Source organism: Pseudomonas sp. AC070, from assembly GCF_979258635.1.
In genome coordinates this window covers 3,270,015-3,285,510 of record NZ_OZ409871.1, presented here as the reverse complement: position 1 = coordinate 3,285,510, position 15,496 = coordinate 3,270,015, and the positions used below count along the sequence as shown (strand labels likewise).

General features: G+C 60.7%; 12 protein-coding genes and 4 tRNA genes. 10 read left to right on the top strand and 6 right to left on the bottom strand.

The genetic code is table 11. From position 1 onward, the window contains the following. The first annotated feature begins 6 nt into the window (after positions 1 to 6). Positions 7 to 657: a hypothetical protein gene (locus tag ACZZ0Q_RS14760; RefSeq protein ID WP_463541784.1), complete on the top strand. Its 651-nt coding sequence runs from the start codon at positions 7 to 9 to the stop codon at positions 655 to 657. A gap of 156 nt (positions 658 to 813) precedes the next feature. On the opposite strand, the gene ACZZ0Q_RS14755 is transcribed toward ACZZ0Q_RS14760, so the two are convergent. The 3 genes from ACZZ0Q_RS14755 to ACZZ0Q_RS14745 form a co-directional block, all read right to left on the bottom strand. Continuing rightward, positions 814 to 1,716 (bottom strand): EamA family transporter, encoded by a 903-nt coding sequence (locus ACZZ0Q_RS14755; protein WP_122451200.1) that lies wholly within the window; start codon positions 1,714 to 1,716, stop codon positions 814 to 816. Positions 1,717 to 1,781: 65 nt separating this feature from the next. Further along, a complete protein-coding gene (locus ACZZ0Q_RS14750; protein ID WP_463541785.1) occupies positions 1,782 to 3,332 on the bottom strand; it encodes an MDR family MFS transporter in 1,551 nt (516 codons plus the stop codon). After that, positions 3,322 to 4,368 (bottom strand): HlyD family secretion protein, encoded by a 1,047-nt coding sequence (locus ACZZ0Q_RS14745; RefSeq protein WP_463541786.1) that lies wholly within the window; start codon positions 4,366 to 4,368, stop codon positions 3,322 to 3,324. Before ACZZ0Q_RS14745 ends, ACZZ0Q_RS14750 begins: the two co-directional genes overlap by 11 nt. 119 nt (positions 4,369 to 4,487) lie before the next feature. On the opposite strand from ACZZ0Q_RS14745, the gene ACZZ0Q_RS14740 reads away from it, so the two are divergent. The 7 genes from ACZZ0Q_RS14740 to ACZZ0Q_RS14710 all read left to right on the top strand — a co-directional run bounded on the left by ACZZ0Q_RS14740 (position 4,488) and on the right by ACZZ0Q_RS14710 (position 8,308). Further along, positions 4,488 to 5,414, top strand: a complete 927-nt coding sequence (locus ACZZ0Q_RS14740; protein ID WP_463541787.1) for a LysR family transcriptional regulator — start codon at positions 4,488 to 4,490, stop codon at positions 5,412 to 5,414. A 69-nt stretch (positions 5,415 to 5,483) separates the two neighbouring features. Beyond that, positions 5,484 to 6,965, top strand: coding sequence for a glutamate--tRNA ligase (gltX, locus tag ACZZ0Q_RS14735; protein WP_463541788.1), 1,482 nt, complete (start codon positions 5,484 to 5,486; stop codon positions 6,963 to 6,965). A gap of 146 nt (positions 6,966 to 7,111) precedes the next feature. Next, positions 7,112 to 7,187: transfer RNA gene (locus ACZZ0Q_RS14730), tRNA-Ala, on the top strand. A 68-nt stretch (positions 7,188 to 7,255) separates the two neighbouring features. Beyond that, positions 7,256 to 7,331 (top strand) — tRNA-Glu (locus tag ACZZ0Q_RS14725). A gap of 52 nt (positions 7,332 to 7,383) precedes the next feature. Further along, a tRNA-Ala gene (locus tag ACZZ0Q_RS14720) sits at positions 7,384 to 7,459 on the top strand. A gap of 68 nt (positions 7,460 to 7,527) precedes the next feature. Further along, positions 7,528 to 7,603 (top strand) — tRNA-Glu (locus ACZZ0Q_RS14715). A 270-nt stretch (positions 7,604 to 7,873) separates the two neighbouring features. Further along, positions 7,874 to 8,308 carry an acyl-CoA thioesterase gene (locus ACZZ0Q_RS14710; protein WP_122451206.1) on the top strand — a complete coding sequence of 145 codons (435 nt, stop codon included), beginning with the start codon at positions 7,874 to 7,876 and terminating at the stop codon, positions 8,306 to 8,308. A gap of 203 nt (positions 8,309 to 8,511) precedes the next feature. Here the strand turns inward: ACZZ0Q_RS14710 and ACZZ0Q_RS14705 are convergent, their stop codons facing one another. Continuing rightward, positions 8,512 to 8,925 carry a hypothetical protein gene (locus tag ACZZ0Q_RS14705; protein WP_122497166.1) on the bottom strand — a complete coding sequence of 138 codons (414 nt, stop codon included), beginning with the start codon at positions 8,923 to 8,925 and terminating at the stop codon, positions 8,512 to 8,514. A 136-nt stretch (positions 8,926 to 9,061) separates the two neighbouring features. Between ACZZ0Q_RS14705 and ACZZ0Q_RS14700 the strand changes: the two genes are divergently transcribed. Both ACZZ0Q_RS14700 and ACZZ0Q_RS14695 read left to right on the top strand, forming a co-directional pair. After that, complete coding sequence (locus tag ACZZ0Q_RS14700; RefSeq protein WP_463541789.1) at positions 9,062 to 10,087, top strand: tRNA dihydrouridine synthase; 1,026 nt, start codon at positions 9,062 to 9,064, stop codon at positions 10,085 to 10,087. A 115-nt stretch (positions 10,088 to 10,202) separates the two neighbouring features. Further along, on the top strand, positions 10,203 to 10,649 hold the full coding sequence (locus ACZZ0Q_RS14695) for an Hsp20 family protein (RefSeq protein WP_122497170.1): 447 nt from the start codon (positions 10,203 to 10,205) through the stop codon (positions 10,647 to 10,649). A 69-nt stretch (positions 10,650 to 10,718) separates the two neighbouring features. On the opposite strand, the gene ACZZ0Q_RS14690 is transcribed toward ACZZ0Q_RS14695, so the two are convergent. Further along, positions 10,719 to 14,390, bottom strand: a complete 3,672-nt coding sequence (locus tag ACZZ0Q_RS14690; protein WP_463541790.1) for a PAS domain S-box protein — start codon at positions 14,388 to 14,390, stop codon at positions 10,719 to 10,721. A gap of 125 nt (positions 14,391 to 14,515) precedes the next feature. Then, complete coding sequence (locus ACZZ0Q_RS14685; protein ID WP_463541791.1) at positions 14,516 to 15,409, bottom strand: LysR family transcriptional regulator; 894 nt, start codon at positions 15,407 to 15,409, stop codon at positions 14,516 to 14,518. Positions 15,410 to 15,496: the final 87 nt, after the last annotated feature.

Here is a 15,496-nt window from a genome sequence, read left to right as displayed (position 1 = left end):
GGCTTTATGCAGTATGACGGTCTGGCGTGGGGCATCGCCCTGCTGGCTCTACTGGCCGTATTGGTCGCCGCACGAATTCTGCTCAATCGCAGCTGGTTTCTTGGCTGGTTGCGCGGCACGGTAGGCCTGGCAATTTTGGCATTGGCGGGGCTGATCGGCACGGTCGCCTATGACCTGGTGAGCTACGACGCCATTCCCGAAGACAAGCCCGTGGTCACCCTCAGCTTCCAGGCCGACGGCCCGCAGCGGTATCGCGTCACCCTGCTTGAGGGGGCCGATGAGCGCAGCGTGAATCTGGAAGGCGATCTCTGGCAGCTCGACGCGCGGATGATCGAATGGAAAGGGCTGGCGGCGTTGATTGGCCTGCAACCGGGCTACCGCCTGGAAAAACTTTCCGGCCGTTTTCTGGCCATTGAGCAACAGGAACTGGCTCAACACGCCAGCGCGCCGTTGGCGCAAAGCCCGTTCGGTATCGATCTGTGGCGCTGGCTGCGGCTGGGTCAGCACGACCTGTTCCTGTTCAAGCCGCAAGCGTTGCGCGTGACCTACCTGCCCATGGCCGATGGCGCGGTGTACGCCGTGAGCCTCGCACCCACAGGGTTGATGGCCAAGCCCCTGAACCAGGCGGCGGATCAGGCGCTCAAGGATTGGAAGTGAAGCGCTAATCCCTGTGGGAGCGGCTTCAGCCGCGATTGGCCGGGGCTGAAAACGGCGATATCCGCCCAAAAGCATCGCGGCTAATCGGAATGCCGCCCAGCCGCTCCTACAGAGCACTGATTTGTTCGCTAGCAAGCTAGCTCCTACGGGGGCGCTTCATCTGCGCCCAAAAATAATCATCATCACCCCGCCCAGCGTCACTAGGCACGCCACCAGCGCAGCCATTCCCAGGCTTTCGCCCAGCAGCAGATAACCCAGCAGCAGCGCAATCACCGGGTTAACGAAGGCAAAGGTGGAGACCAAACTCGGGCGCACTTCGCGCAGCAGCCAGAAGTAGGCGGGATACACGCCCAGGCTCACGGGCAGCACCAAATACGCCAACCACCACCAGCCATGCGCGGACAGCTGCGTCAGGTCGAGTTGATTCCATTCGCCACGCCAGGCGGCAAACAAGGCAAGCATCAGCGCGCCGATGAGCATTTGCAGGCTCATGCCCAGCCACGTCGAGCGGAACGAAGGGCGGCTGCGTAGAAGCCAGGCGCCGATCGCCCACATCAGCGTGGCGGCCACCACAAGGCTGCCGGCGAACCATTGCTGGGCGGTGGCGGCACTGCCCAGACCATTGCTCATCAGCAACACGATGCCGCACGAGGCCAACACCAAACCGCACAGCACCCACAGCGGCGGCCGGTCGCCCAGCAACCACTCCAGCGCCACGCTCCAGATCGGCAGGCTGGTGTAGAGCATCGCCAGCAAACCGGTGGGTAGGTATTGGTTCGCGTAGAGCAGGGCGCCCTGGCCGACGGTAATCAGCATCAGCCCGCCGATAAACGCGCCGCCCCAATCGCTGCGTTGAATGCGCGCCTGGCCGCTGATAAACACCCAGGCCAGGGCCAGGCTGCCGGCCAGAAAAAAGCGCAGGGTCACGATCACAAAGGGCGGCAATTCAAGCAGTAGAAAGTGGTTGGCCAGGTAGGTGGTGCCCCAGCCGATGTACACCGCTGCAAAGGAAAGCAGCAACACCAGGGAACGAGCGCGAGGGGAAAGCGTGGAAGACATGGAGGGCCTGAAATGACGCGCGCCGGCAGGGCGCCGGCGCATCGTTAATAGATGGAGTGATGAGCTTAGTGCGCAGCGCCACCCGTGGCGCCGGACGGCAACGCTTTGGTCAGCAGCACGGCGATCATGCTGATGGCCAGCGCCAGGCCGACAAAATGGAAGGCGTCATTGTAGGCCATGATCATCGCCTGCTGGTGCGTGATCTCGCTGAGCTTGGCCAGCGCGGCGGTCTCGTTGCCCAGGGTTTGCGTGAGGCTGCTGATGCGCTCGGCCACTTGCGGATTGCTCGGCACAATCGCTTCGCGCAGGTAGTCGAAGTAAATCTTGGTGCGCGCGTCGAGCAGCGTGGCGAGCAGGGCAATGCCGATGGCGCCGCCCAGGTTACGCAAAATATTGAACAGGCTGGAGGCGGAGCCGGCGTCCTGCGCGCTGATGTACACCGTGGCGATCAGCGAGATGGTCACCATGATCAGCGGCTGGCCGAACGCGCGCAGCAGTTGAATATGGTTGAACTGCGGACCGGCGAAATCCAGGTTCAGCACGCCAGACAGAAAACTGCCCAACCCGAACAAACCAAAGCCGGCCGCGCACAGCCATTTCGGCGAAATGAACTTCATCAGTTTCGGCACGAACGGAATCAGAAACAGCTGCGGCACACCCATCCACATGATCACTTCGCCGATCTGCATGGAGTTGTAGCCCTGGATTTGCGCCAGGTACAGCGGCAGCAAATAGATCGAGCCATACAGCCCAACGCCCATGCCAAGGCTGGAAATGCTCGACAGGCCGAAGTTGCGGTTCCCCAGAATGCGCAGGTTGATCAGCGGATTCGGCTTGGAAAACTGCACGATCACAAAAGAAATCAGGCTGATCAGGGCAATGCTGCCCAAGGTCACGATAAACGCCGACTCCAACCAATCCTTGCGATGGCCTTCCTCAAGGAACACCTGCAAGCAACCCAGGCCAATGCCGAGGGTGAGGATGCCGGCGTAGTCGGTGCTTTTCAGCAGCTCCCAATGAGGCGCCTTTTTCTCCAAGCCATACAGCAGTCCGGCGATCATCAGCAGGCCAGGCGGCACGTTGATATAGAAGATGTATTCCCAGCCCCAGTTCTCCGTCAGCCAACCGCCCAGCGTCGGGCCGATGGAGGGGGCGAACGTGGCCGTCATAGCGAACATGGCCATGCCGACGGCGCGTTTGCTTTCCGGCAGCTTGATCAGCACCAGCGTGAACGCCAGGGGAATCAGCGCGCCGCCGGTAAACCCTTGCATGGCGCGGAAGACGATCATGCTTTCGAGGTTCCACGCCATGGAGCACAGCAGCGAGGAAATCAGAAAGCCGATCGAGACGTACACCGACAAGCGCCGCGCCGATAGCAACTGCACCAGCCAGGCGGTGAGGGGAATCATGATGATTTCGGCGACTAGGTAAGACGTGGAAATCCACGAGCCTTCTTCCAGCGTGGCCGACAGCGCGCCCTGAATATCCTTGAGCGAGGAGTTGGTGATCTGAATATCCAGCACGGCCATAAACGCGCCGAGCATGGCGCTCATTACCGCAATCCAGTCACGCCGCGAGGGTTCGCCGTCCGGGCGAACCAGGGCGTCAGCTGCCACTGTTGTCCGCCTTGATGGTCACTTTCACGGTCACCGACATACCGGGGCGAATCTTGCCCTTGAGCGGGTTGTCAGCGGCGAAGGTGAGTTTCACCGGAATACGCTGCACCACCTTGGTGAAGTTGCCGGTGGCGTTGTCCGGCGGCAACAGGCTGAACTGCGCGCCCGAGGCGGCGAACAGGCTTTGCACCGTGCCTTCGATGGACTTGCCGGGGTAGGCGTCGAATTCCAGCTCGGCTTTCTGGCCTGGCTGCATCTCGCCGATCTGGGTCTCTTTGAAGTTGGCCTGCACCCAGATGTCTTCATCGGGCACCAAGGACATTAGGTAGGCGCCGGCCTGAATGTACTGACCATTGCGCGCGGCGCGCTGGCCGATCATGCCGCTGATAGGCGCGTGAATTTCGGTGCGGCTGAGGTTGAGCTTGGCCTGCTCTAGGTCGGTTTTGGCGTTGCTGATCTGTGCTTGCAGCCGCTTGATGTCGGCGTTCAGCGAGTTCACCTGCTGGCGCTGGGCCTGAAGGTCGGCCTGGGCTTTGCTCACTTGCGAACGCGCGACGCGGTTGTCGGCGGCCAGGGTGGTGACGCGCTCTTCAGACACATAGCCCGGCTTGCGCAGGGTTTGCGCGCGGGAGAGGTCCATCTGCACGCGGCCCAGCGTGGCTTCGGAAGACGTTACGTCCGCTTCGCTGGCGGCGATCATGCTGCTTTGTTGCGTGAGTTTGCTTTGCGCCTGCACCAACTCGGCTTCGCGGGTCGCCAGCGCGGCTTCGGCGCGGCTGACGGCAATGCGGAAGTCTTCAGGGTCAAGCTTTACCAATAGCTCGCCTTTTTCCACGTGCTGGTTGTCGTGCACCAATACCGTTTCGATGCGCGCGCTGAGCTGGCTGGAAACGCGGGTGATTTCACCCTGCACATAGGCGTTGTCGGTGGTTTCGATAAAACGGCCGACCAGAAACCAGTGGGCGAAAAAACCACCGGCAATAATCAGCAGAATGGCCAGGAAGATAAACAGACGGCGTTGCAATTGGGCAGGCATGCGAGAGCTCGTAGGGCAATTCCCCGAAGGGGGGCAAAAGTGTAAGCGAATCTAACAGTGTTCCACGCAACCAAGTAGCCGATACAATTCAGAAACTTTGTTGCTTATGGGGAACAATAATGGGGCTGGATGATGCGCTGATCTTCACCCGCGTCGTGGAATGCCACAGTTTCACCCAGGCGGCGCAGGCGCTGGCGATGCAGAAATCGACGGTGAGCCGCCGTATCGCCTTGCTCGAAGAGCGGCTCGGCGTGCGCTTGCTCAACCGCACCACACGCAAACTTCGCCTCACCGAAGTGGGCCAGGCCTATTACGAGCGCTGCCGGCAAATCATGTTGGACTTCGCCGAGGCCGAGCAGGCCGTTATGCAACTGCAGCAAGAACCGGCGGGTTTGCTGCGCATCACCGCGCCCATCGAGTTTGGCCAATTATTTCTCGGCCGCGTGCTTGGCGCCTTTATGTTGCAGTACCCGCAGATCACCGCCGAGGTGGAAATCACCTCGCGGCATGTGGATCCGCTGGAGGAGGGCGTCGACATCGCCATCCTGATCGGCCAGCCGCAAGACTCAACGCTGATCGCACGCAAATTGTTTTCCAGCGGCCGCCGCCTGTGCGCCAGCCCCGTCTATTTAAAGGCGCACGGCACGCCGCGCGTGGTGGAAGACCTGGCCCAACACCGCGCCATTCTGTTGCCGCAAGACTCCATTCGTTACTGGCCGCTGCTGGGGGAGAACATTCCCTGTCAGCGCGTGTTGTCGTGCAACAACCTCACCTTTGCCCGCGAGGCAGCGTTGTCCGGGGCGGGCATTGCGGCGCTGCCGTGTATGCTCAGCGAGGACCAAGTGGTGCGCGGGCAGTTGGTGGAATTGCTGCCTGAAGTGCGCTTGCCGGTGGGCGAGGTGTATGCCGTTTACCCGTCGCGGCGCTTCCAAGCCATGAAGGTCAAAGCCTTTCTCGACTTCCTGATGCGCAGCCTGCGCTTGGAGGAAGGCGGTTTGCTGGAGCCTTCCGTGGTGCGGCTGGTAACATTGCCGCCCACTCTTTGAATACCGACCGCCGACGCCCACCTGCGGCGGCCCGATGCCCTTAATTGACCTGCTGATTCGAGACTTTCCATGACTAAAGTACGCACCCGTATCGCGCCATCGCCTACCGGCGATCCCCACGTTGGCACCGCTTATATCGCGCTGTTCAACTTGTGCTTCGCCCGTCAGCACGGTGGTGAGTTCATTCTGCGTATTGAAGACACTGATCAACTGCGCTCCACCCGCGAGTCGGAGCAGCAGATTTACGACGCCCTGCGCTGGCTGGGCATCGAGTGGAGCGAGGGGCCGGATGTTGGCGGCCCGCATGGTCCGTATCGCCAGAGCGAGCGCGGCCCGATCTACCAGAAGTACAACGCCGAGCTGGTGGAAAAAGGCCACGCCTTCCACTGCTTCTGCACCGCCGAGCGCCTGGACAAACTGCGCGCCGAGCAAACCGAAAAGAAAGAAACCCCGCGCTACGACGGCCTGTGCATGAATCTGCCGGCCGCCGAAGTGGCGCAGCGCATCGCCGCTGGCGAGCCGCACGTTACGCGCATGAAGATGCCCACCGAAGGCGTGTGCGTGGTGCCGGACATGCTGCGCGGTGAAGTCGAAATTCCCTGGGACCGCATGGACATGCAGGTGCTGATGAAGACCGATGGCCTGCCGACCTACTTCCTCGCCAACGTTGTCGACGATCACCTGATGGGCATCACCCACGTGTTGCGTGGCGAAGAATGGCTGCCCTCGGCGCCCAAGCTGATCAAGCTGTACGAGTACTTCGGCTGGGAACAACCGCAGCTGTGCTACATGCCGCTGCTGCGCAATCCGGACAAAAGCAAGCTGTCCAAACGCAAGAACCCCACCTCGATTACGTTCTACGAGCGCATGGGTTACCTGCCGCAAGCAATGCTCAACTACTTGGGCCGCATGGGCTGGTCGATGCCGGACGAGCGCGAGAAATTCACCCTGGACGAGATGGTCGAGCACTTCGATATCCAGCGCGTGTCGTTGGGCGGGCCGATTTTCGACCTGGAAAAACTGTCGTGGCTCAACGGCCAGTGGATTCGCGAACTGAGCGTTGAAGACTTCGCCGCCCAGGTGCAGAAATGGGCGTTGAACCCCGAGTACCTGATGCAAATCGCCCCGCACGTCCAGGGCCGGGTAGAAACCCTGAGTCAGGTCGCGCCGCTGGCGAACTTCTTCTTCGCTGGCGCCTTGCCGCTGGATGCCGCGCAGTTCGAGCATAAAAAGCTCTCGCCGGAGCAGGTTCGTCAGGTGATGCAGTTGATTCTGTGGAAGCTCGAATCGCTGCGTCACTGGGAAAAAGACAACATCACCGGCTGCATTCAGGCGGTGGTCGAGCATCTGGAGCTAAAACTGCGCGATGCCATGCCGCTGATGTTTGTCGCCATCACCGGCCAGGCCAGCTCGGTGTCGGTGCTGGATGCCATGGAAATTCTCGGCCCGGACCTCACCCGCTTCCGCTTGCGCCAAGCCATCGAGCTGCTCGGCGGCGTGTCGAAAAAAGAAACAAAAGAGTGGGAAAAGCTGCTGGCGAGCATCGCTTAAGGCGCTTTATCGCACGCCGTTAAGCGCTGAAAATGCTGGAAGGGCAGGGTAAGTAGTTGTTCTTCCAGCATAAAAAATAAGTATGTAGGAAAAATAGTGTTGACAGCCCCAAGGCTCACGCTTAACATGCGCCCCGTCCTCGAGATGGGGCTATAGCTCAGCTGGGAGAGCGCTTGCATGGCATGCAAGAGGTCAACGGTTCGATCCCGTTTAGCTCCACCAATCTCTAAAGCCGAAAGGCTTGCCACAACCGGTTCCTGGAACGGGTTGAGTTGTTAGAAGGGTTTTGCGTCCCCTTCGTCTAGTGGCCTAGGACACCGCCCTTTCACGGCGGTAACAGGGGTTCGAGTCCCCTAGGGGACGCCACGATTTAAAACGCAACACCGCAAGGTGCTGTGAGCCGAGAGGCGATAAATCTGGGGGTATAGCTCAGCTGGGAGAGCGCTTGCATGGCATGCAAGAGGTCAACGGTTCGATCCCGTTTATCTCCACCAATTTCGCAGTAAACATTGTTAGAACTGCCACGGGCCAGCTTATTGCTGGCCTTGTTTTTGAAGGTTTTGTCCCCTTCGTCTAGTGGCCTAGGACACCGCCCTTTCACGGCGGTAACAGGGGTTCGAGTCCCCTAGGGGACGCCAATTTATCCGCTCTGCGGACTTTTGAAGGGTTGCTCTTATGAGCAGCCCTTTTGTTTTTTTGGGGTGGCAAAAGCGCTACTAACCAGCTGCCGTTCACTGTGGGAGCGGCTTTAGCCGCGATGCTGTTGATCTGGAAGCGGCAAGTGCCCCAATCGCGGCTAAAGCCGCTCCTACAAGGCACCGCGTTTCGTTCGCCATTCATGGCCCTGATCTGATTTCGCCCGATTCCCCACGTTGCTAAACTGCCGCCTCGCCGCCATGGAGAGACGTATGAACTGGGATTTGCCGACGCCGTTTGTGATTGACCTGCAGGTGCTCGCCGATGACATCGATGGTCTCGGCCACGCCAATAACGCGGTATATGTCAGTTGGCTTGAGCGCTGTGCATGGCGCCATTCGCAGAGTCTGGGCTTGGATCTGAGCGAATATCGCCGACTGGACCGCGCGATGGCGGTGGTGCGTCATGAGGTGGATTACCTGGCCAGCGCCTACGAAGGCGACGAGCTTCAGGTGGCAACCTGGATTATCGAGTCGGACCAGAAATTGCGCATGAGCCGGCATTTCCAGCTGATTCGCCCGGCCGACGGCGTCACGTTGCTGCGGGCGAAAACCACGTTTGTGTGCATCGAACTCAGCACCGGCAAGCCCAAGCGCATGCCGCCGGAATTTCTCGAAGGGTACGGTCCGGCCGTTCTTCAGCGTTGATGCGCGGACCCCATCGCGGCTAAAACCGCTCCTACAGGGGCCGCTTTTCGGCGGGAATGACGAACACCTTCCAAACCCCACCGTCATCCCCGCGCAGGCGGGGATCCAGAGTCTCATGGGGAAATGCCGGCGCCGAATGCTCATCTTCCTGTAGGAGCGGCTTTAGCCGCGATGGGCCAGACCTGCAAACGGCAAAGCCCGCATCAAGGCGCCTGAGTATCAGCCGGCGACAAAAACGCCCCAGTGTCATCCACCACAATCTTGAACTCACGGGTTTCCCCAGGCGTAAAGACGGCGGACTGCGCATTGGCTGGCATATCGCTCACGCAATAGCCCGAGCCGCCGCGCGAGACGCTGATCGACACCTCGCCTGGCGGCACATCGACAGCAATCGACTGCTTCGGCGCGAGCTGCGCCACCAATTGGTTTTGCACGTACAAGTCCACCGCGCAGGCGTTCGGCGCGTTGTTGTCACGGCTCACTACCAGACGCGCCATGGCTTCGCTGTCGGGTGCGGCGGTAAGCGGTACGTCCGGCGGCGGTACCAGCGATTCGGCATTGGCGCTCGTCAGGCAAACGAGGCAGGCGAGGGCGAGTAACAGGCGTGAAATGGGCATGGACGACATCCTTTCATCGGGTTCTATGCGTTGTGACCGCATGCTGGCCAATTGAATTCACTCTCAATCATCGCCTTGCCCTGTGCCGGTCCCTACACTAGACGCCTTTTTCGCCTGCTCTAAAGAGATTGTCGTTATGCAAATCGCCCTGGCGCCTATGGAAGGCTTGGTCGACGAAATCCTCCGTGACGTGCTGACCCAAGTGGGCGGCATCGACTGGTGCGTGACCGAATTTATCCGCGTCAGCGACCGCCTGTTGCCGGCCTCGCATATGCTCAAAATGGCCCCCGAATTGCGCGACGGCGCCCGCACTCGTGCTGGCGTGCCGCTGCGGGTGCAGCTGCTGGGGTCTGATCCGGTGTGCCTGGGCGACAACGCCGCATTGGCCTGCGAGTTGGGCGCGCCGGTGCTGGATTTGAACTTCGGCTGCCCGGCCAAAACCGTGAACAAATCCCGTGGCGGCGCCATTTTGCTGAAGGAGCCGGAGCTGCTCCACGCCATCGTCAGCGAAGTGCGCCGCAGCGTGCCTGCGGCCATTCCGGTCACGGCGAAAATGCGCTTGGGCTTCGAAGTGCCCGACGGCGCTCTGGATTGCGCCCGCGCCCTGGCCGACGGCGGCGCCTCGCAAATTGTCGTGCACGCCCGCACCAAGCGCGACGGCTACAAGCCGCCAGCACACTGGGAATGGATTGCGCGTATTCAGGACGTGGTTAAGGTGCCGGTGTACGCCAACGGCGAAATCTGGAGCGTTGACGATTGGCGGCGCTGCCGCGAAATCAGCGGCGTCGACGACATCATGCTGGGCCGCGGACTGGTGGCGTTGCCCGACTTAGCCCGGCAAATTGCAGCGGCCCGAGCAGGACAGGAAATCGTGCCCATGACGTGGGCTGAACTGATGCCCTTGCTGCAATCGTTCTGGCTGCAAGCCCGGGGAAAGTTGTCGCCGCGTTACGCGCCGGGACGACTGAAACAGTGGCTCGGTCAGCTGACCCGCAACTACCCGCAGGCCATGGAATTGTTCAGCCAGATTCGCCGGGAAAGCGATTGCGTGCGCATTGATGAGTTGCTGAATGTGCAATTCCACGGTCAACGGCTCGCGGCTGAAGCCGCTCCTACAGCCGAGGCGTTTTCTGTGGGAGAGGCTTCAGCCTCGAGTTTTTGATTTTTTTTGTGGGCTCTCTTGAAAACGTTTCGCCTGTCCTTATCTAGCGGTTACGGGATGCCGAAGTCGGGTCCCGGACTTAACCACTTGCTGATTTTTTCAGGAGAGCAACACCATGAGTACTGCATTTTCCCTGGCTCCGCTGTTCCGTAGCTCCGTTGGCTTCGACCGTTTCAACGACCTGTTTGAAACCGCCATGCGCAACGATCAGGGCAGTTCGTATCCACCCTATAACGTGGAAAAACACGGTGACGACCAGTACCGCATCGTGGTCGCTGCAGCCGGTTTCCAGGACGAAGACCTGGAGCTGCAAGTCGAGCGCGGCGTGCTGACCGTAAGTGGCGGCAAACGGGCTGACGCCAACAAAGAAGTCACCTACCTGCACCAAGGCATTGCCCAGCGTGCGTTCAAGTTGTCGTTCCGTCTGGCCGACCATATCGAGGTCAGAAGCGCCGACTTGGCCAACGGCCTGCTGAGCATTGAGCTTGAGCGCGTAGTGCCGGAAGAAGCCAAGCCAAAACGCATCCCGATTGCGGGTTCGCGTCCGGCGTTGAATAGCTGATCGCAACCCCTGCGCGGGGATGACATCAGCAAGACAAGGGCGCCTCAGGGCGCCCTTGTCGTGTCTGCCTTATGGCCCTTGCACTGCCTGCGGCAGTAGCGCGCGGAAGTCGGCGAGCGGCACCGGCCGGCTATACAAGTAGCCCTGATAGAAGTGGCAACCTTCCTTGAGCAGGAAATCCAACTGGTCTTGCTGCTCCACGCCCTCGGCAATCATTTCCAATCCCAGGCTGCGTGCCATGGCTACGATGGCGCGAATGATCTCCGCGTCGTTAGGATCATTGGTGGCGTCGCGCACGAACGATTGGTCAATCTTCAGCACGTCTACCGGCAGGCGCTTGAGGTAGGTGAGCGACGAATAACCGGTGCCGAAGTCGTCCATGGCAAAGGTCACGCCGATCTTTTTCAGGCGCAGCATTTTGGCGATGGTGTCGTCGATGTTTTGAATCACGATGCCTTCGGTGATTTCCAGCTTGAGCATCGAATGCGGCAGTTCGCTGTCGCGCAGGCTGTTGGAAACCCGCTCGACAAAGTTGTTCTGGCGAAACTGCAGCGGGCTGATGTTGACGCACAGGCTGAAGTTGTCAGCGTTGATCAGCCCGTCAGCCAACAACCGCGCGCAGGCGTGGCACGCTTCGGCCATCACCCAGCCGCCGACTTCCAGAATCAGACCGCTTTCTTCCAGCACGTGGATAAACTGTGCCGGCGACTGTGGCCCGAGCGTCGGGTGGCTCCAACGCAGTAGCGCCTCGGCGCCGATGATGGCGCCGTTGCGGGCGTCGACTTGGGGCTGGAAGTGCAGGTTGAATTCGCCGCGCACCAGCGCCTGGCGCAAATCGTTCTCCAGGCGCAGGCGCTCGCTAGCCGCTTCTTGCATGCTCTTGCGAAACATCTGAATGGCATTGCGGCCGGAATCTTTGGCGCGGTACAGGGCAATGTCCGCGCGCTTGAGCAGGTCGGCCGGCGTATTGCCGTGGTCGGGTATCAGCGCGATGCCCATGCTCGGCGTCACTTGCAGGCGGTGGCTGTCGAGCAGCATCGGCTCGGCCAGCAGCTTGCGCAGCTTGTCGGCGATCTGCCGCACTTGGCGCATCACTTCCGAGCGCTTGCCTTCCAGGCCGGAGAGCAGCACCACAAATTCGTCGCCGCCCAGACGCGCTACGGTGTCTTCCTGGCGCACGCTGGCCTCCAGGCGCGCGGTGACCATTTTCAGCACCGAGTCGCCGACCGGATGGCCCAGCGAGTCGTTGATGTGTTTGAAGTGGTCGAGGTCGAGAAACAGTAGCGCACCGCGCAGGTCGTGGCGGGTGAGCAGGGCAATCTGCTGGGTCAGCCGGTCCATCAGCAAGGCGCGGTTGGGCAGGTTGGTCAGCGGGTCGTGGTAGGCCAGGTGCTGAATCTGCGCATGGGCTTTTTTCAGTTCGTCGATGTCGCGCGCGGTGAGCAGCAGGCAGCTCTGGCCGTTGAGGTCGATGGGCTCCACCGATACTTCAACTTGCTTGAGCGTGCCGTCGCGATGGCGGCCAAGCATTTCCAGGTGATGCACCCGGCCGTCGCGTTCCAGCAGCTCAATCAGGCGCTCGCGCTCGCTGGGCTTGGCCCACACGTTGAGGTCTTCGGGGGTGCGGCCAATCACTTCGTCCGGGCGGAAGCCGGTGAGGCGGAAGAAGCCCTCGTTCACTTCGATATAGCGGCCGTCTTGGCGCTCGGTAATGGTGATGGCGTCGGGGCTTGAGTGAAACGCCTTGGCGAATTTCTCTTCACTGGCCTTGAGCGCGACCTGTGCTTGCTGGCGTTCGGTGATGTTGCGGAACGTGGTGGTGATGCACAGCTCACGGTCGACGTTGATGTAGCGGCTCGATACCGCGCAGGTCAGTTCTTCGCCGCTGTAGGTGAAGTAACGCGCTTCGACGTTGTTCAGTTCCTTGTCGCGCCGCAGCTGGGCACCCAAGCGCTCACGTACTTGCGGGTCGGCCCAAAAACGAACCTCTTTGGCGCTTTTGCCGGTGATGTCTTCGGCTTTCCAGCCAAAGGTGCTGCAAAAACTCGGGTTAACCTCGATAAACACGCCGTCCACCACGCGCGACACGCAAATCGGGTCGGGGCTGGCCTGGAACAGTGTGGAGAACTTTTCCTCGGACGCGGCCAGGCGCTGCACGCGGTGCACCCGTTCGCTGATGTCCATCAAAATGCCGACCATGCGCAGCGGCTCGCCGTCGCTGTCGCGGTACAGCTTGGCGGTGCTCTCCAGGAAATGCACCTCGCCGTTGGCGAACTGCGAGCTGTAGGTGATCTGGTAATCCTTGCGTTCGCCCTCGACCACGTCGCGATACGCCTGGCGCATGGCGTGCTGCTCAGCTTCCGGCACGCTGCCGAAAAAGCTGGCGAAGCTGCCGTGGTAGGGCTCGTTGGCCATGCCATGTAATTGCGAGGCGCGGGGCGAGCCGTACAGCATGTTGCTCGGGATGTGCCAATCCCAGGTGCCGAGCTCCGCTGATTCCAAGGCCAGTGAAAGCCGCTCACGGCTGTCACGCAGTTCCTGCTCCTGCTCACGCTGCTGGGTGATGTTGCGCATGGACAACACCAGGCACGGCCGGCCATCCAGCTCGATTTTTCCGCCAAATACCACATTGATGCTCTGCCGGCCGGCGCGGTCGCGCAGCACGATTTCCAGCTGCTCGATGCGGCCTTTCTGCTCCAGCGTTTCGAGCATGCGCCGGCGGTCATCAATGTTGTGCCACAAGCCTAATTGCACCGAGGTTCGGCCCAGCGCCTCGGCAGCGCTCCAGCCGAACTGCGCCTCGAAGCCTGGGTTCACTTCAATAAATTCGCCGGTCGGGTGGTCAGTAATCACCACGGCGTCGGGCGTGTTGCGAAAGGCCTTGGCGAATTTGTCTTCGTTGGCCCGCAACGCCTGCTCGCGGCGCTTGTGCTCGCTGAGGTCGAGAAAAGTGCTGAGGATAAAGCTCTGGTCTTCCAGCTCAATCAGTTGGCTGGATAAGCGCCCGTCCAACAGGCGGCCGTCTTGTGTGCGTAGCTGCACTTCGTGGCTCACGGGTTCGATGGTTTGCGTCAGGTCGAGCAAATATTGCTCGTGCTGCGCGGGGTTGGCCCACAATTTAAGCTCGCCCACCGACCGCCCAATGCACGCCTCGGGCGCCCAGCCAAACAGGGTTTCGAAGTGCTGATTGGTGGCGATGAGCACGTTGTCTTCATAGCGCACCAACAAAATCACGTCGGGGCTGAGGTGGAACAGGCTGGCGAAGCGTTGCTCGGAGGCGCGCAGGGCGTGCTCGCGTTCTTGCTGTTCGGTGACGTCGCGAATCACGCCCATCATGCTTTGCTTGCCGTTCTCGTCGCGCTGCAGGCTGCCGGAAATTTCCAGCCAATGCAGGCTGCCGTCGGGCCAGCGAATGCGGTGGCGAAAGGCGCGCGTAGTCGGCAAACCGCTGATGGCTTCCTGGAACAGGGTCTGAACCGTGTCGCGCTCGTCTTCGGGTATCAGCGAGAAGTAGTCGACCGGCTGGCGCACCGGGCGGTTGGGGTCGAGGCCGAAAATCGCCTGGGCACCGCGCGACCAGTTAATGCGGCCGGTTTCCAGTTCCCAGTGCCAGGCGCCGAGGCGCGCGCCATTGAGGGCGGCGAGCAGGCGCGGTGCGTCTTGCCAGGCTTTCTCCCGTTCGACCGGGTCGGACACAGGAATATGCGGCCGTGGCGGCAGGGAATCAGATGGTTTGGGCATAAATGCCCCATTCGACGGAGGGGTACGACGCGGTTATATGCAAGCGGGGTGGGGTCATGGGCTCGCCCTTCTTATCATTATGTGTAGCACGTTAGCGTCTGCCTGCCCGCTTAGGCAAGACGCCACTATTGATCGCTGCGCGGCGTTTCTTCGCGTTGGGCGTCCAGCAGCGCCATAAACGCTTTGGCTGCGTTGGACAGGGTTCGTTCGGTATGAAAGATGTAGCCCAATTGGCGACGCAACTGAATGCCCGGAATAGGCAGGCGCGCCACTTGGTCGTCGAGCATGGTGCGCGGCAGCACGCTCCAGGCCAGACCGATTGAAACCATCATCTTGATGGTTTCCAGATAGTTGGTGCTCATGCCGATATTGGGCGTCAGGCTCTGTTCGGCGAACAGCTTGCTGACGATGCGGTTGGTGAAGGTGTTCTCGCCGGGAAACACCGCCGGGTGCTGGGCAATGGCCTTGAGATCGATTTTCTTCAAGCGTGCCAGCGGATGCTCAGGGGCGGCGACGAAGTCCAGCGGGTCGTCCCACACCGGTACGGCACGCACCGGCGCGTGCGTTTGCGGCGCCAGCGTAATCACCGCCACCTCGGCACGGCCATGGAGGATTTCCTCATAGGCCACTTCCGAGTCCATAAACTGAATATCCAACGCAACCTGCGGATAGGCGCGGGTAAAGGCGCGCAGCAACGACGGCAGGCGGTGCAGGCCAATGTGATGGCTGGTGGCCAGGGTCAACCGCCCACTGATTTCGCCATTGAGGTTGCTCAGGGCGCGGCGCGTATCATCCAGCACGTTGAGAATCTGATACGCACGCGGCAGCAGGGCGCGGCCCGCTTCGGTCAGGCTCACCTCGCGGCCAAGGCGGTCGAACAGGCGCATGTCCAGCTGCTGCTCAAGGCTGGCGATGCGCTTGCTGATGGCCGGTTGGGTTAGGTGTAAACGCTCGCCAGCGCCCGAAAAACTGGCGGTTTCGGCAATGGCGATAAAGGCGTTGAGGTTGGCCAGATCCATACTGGGATTCCACTTGGTTATCCAAAGTATGAAAAATATGAATTTGAGTTATTTAAAGCAAGTCCTTACGATCCAACCCCATAAGCA

What these genes read in the sequence shown, in the direction of transcription:
- ACZZ0Q_RS14755 (WP_122451200.1), bottom strand. Translation starts at nt 1,716, where the DNA reads ATGTCTTCCACGCTTTCCCCTCGCGCTCGTTCCCTGGTGTTGCTGCTT.
- ACZZ0Q_RS14705 (WP_122497166.1), bottom strand. Translation starts at nt 8,925, where the DNA reads ATGCCCATTTCACGCCTGTTACTCGCCCTCGCCTGCCTCGTTTGCCTG.
- ACZZ0Q_RS14700 (WP_463541789.1), top strand. Translation starts at nt 9,062, where the DNA reads ATGCAAATCGCCCTGGCGCCTATGGAAGGCTTGGTCGACGAAATCCTC.
- ACZZ0Q_RS14690 (WP_463541790.1), bottom strand. Translation starts at nt 14,390, where the DNA reads ATGCCCAAACCATCTGATTCCCTGCCGCCACGGCCGCATATTCCTGTG.
- ACZZ0Q_RS14745 (WP_463541786.1), bottom strand. Translation starts at nt 4,368, where the DNA reads ATGCCTGCCCAATTGCAACGCCGTCTGTTTATCTTCCTGGCCATTCTG.
- ACZZ0Q_RS14740 (WP_463541787.1), top strand. Translation starts at nt 4,488, where the DNA reads ATGGGGCTGGATGATGCGCTGATCTTCACCCGCGTCGTGGAATGCCAC.
- ACZZ0Q_RS14695 (WP_122497170.1), top strand. Translation starts at nt 10,203, where the DNA reads ATGAGTACTGCATTTTCCCTGGCTCCGCTGTTCCGTAGCTCCGTTGGC.
- ACZZ0Q_RS14760 (WP_463541784.1), top strand. Translation starts at nt 7, where the DNA reads ATGCAGTATGACGGTCTGGCGTGGGGCATCGCCCTGCTGGCTCTACTG.
- ACZZ0Q_RS14685 (WP_463541791.1), bottom strand. Translation starts at nt 15,409, where the DNA reads ATGGATCTGGCCAACCTCAACGCCTTTATCGCCATTGCCGAAACCGCC.
- gltX (WP_463541788.1), top strand. Translation starts at nt 5,484, where the DNA reads ATGACTAAAGTACGCACCCGTATCGCGCCATCGCCTACCGGCGATCCC.
- ACZZ0Q_RS14710 (WP_122451206.1), top strand. Translation starts at nt 7,874, where the DNA reads ATGAACTGGGATTTGCCGACGCCGTTTGTGATTGACCTGCAGGTGCTC.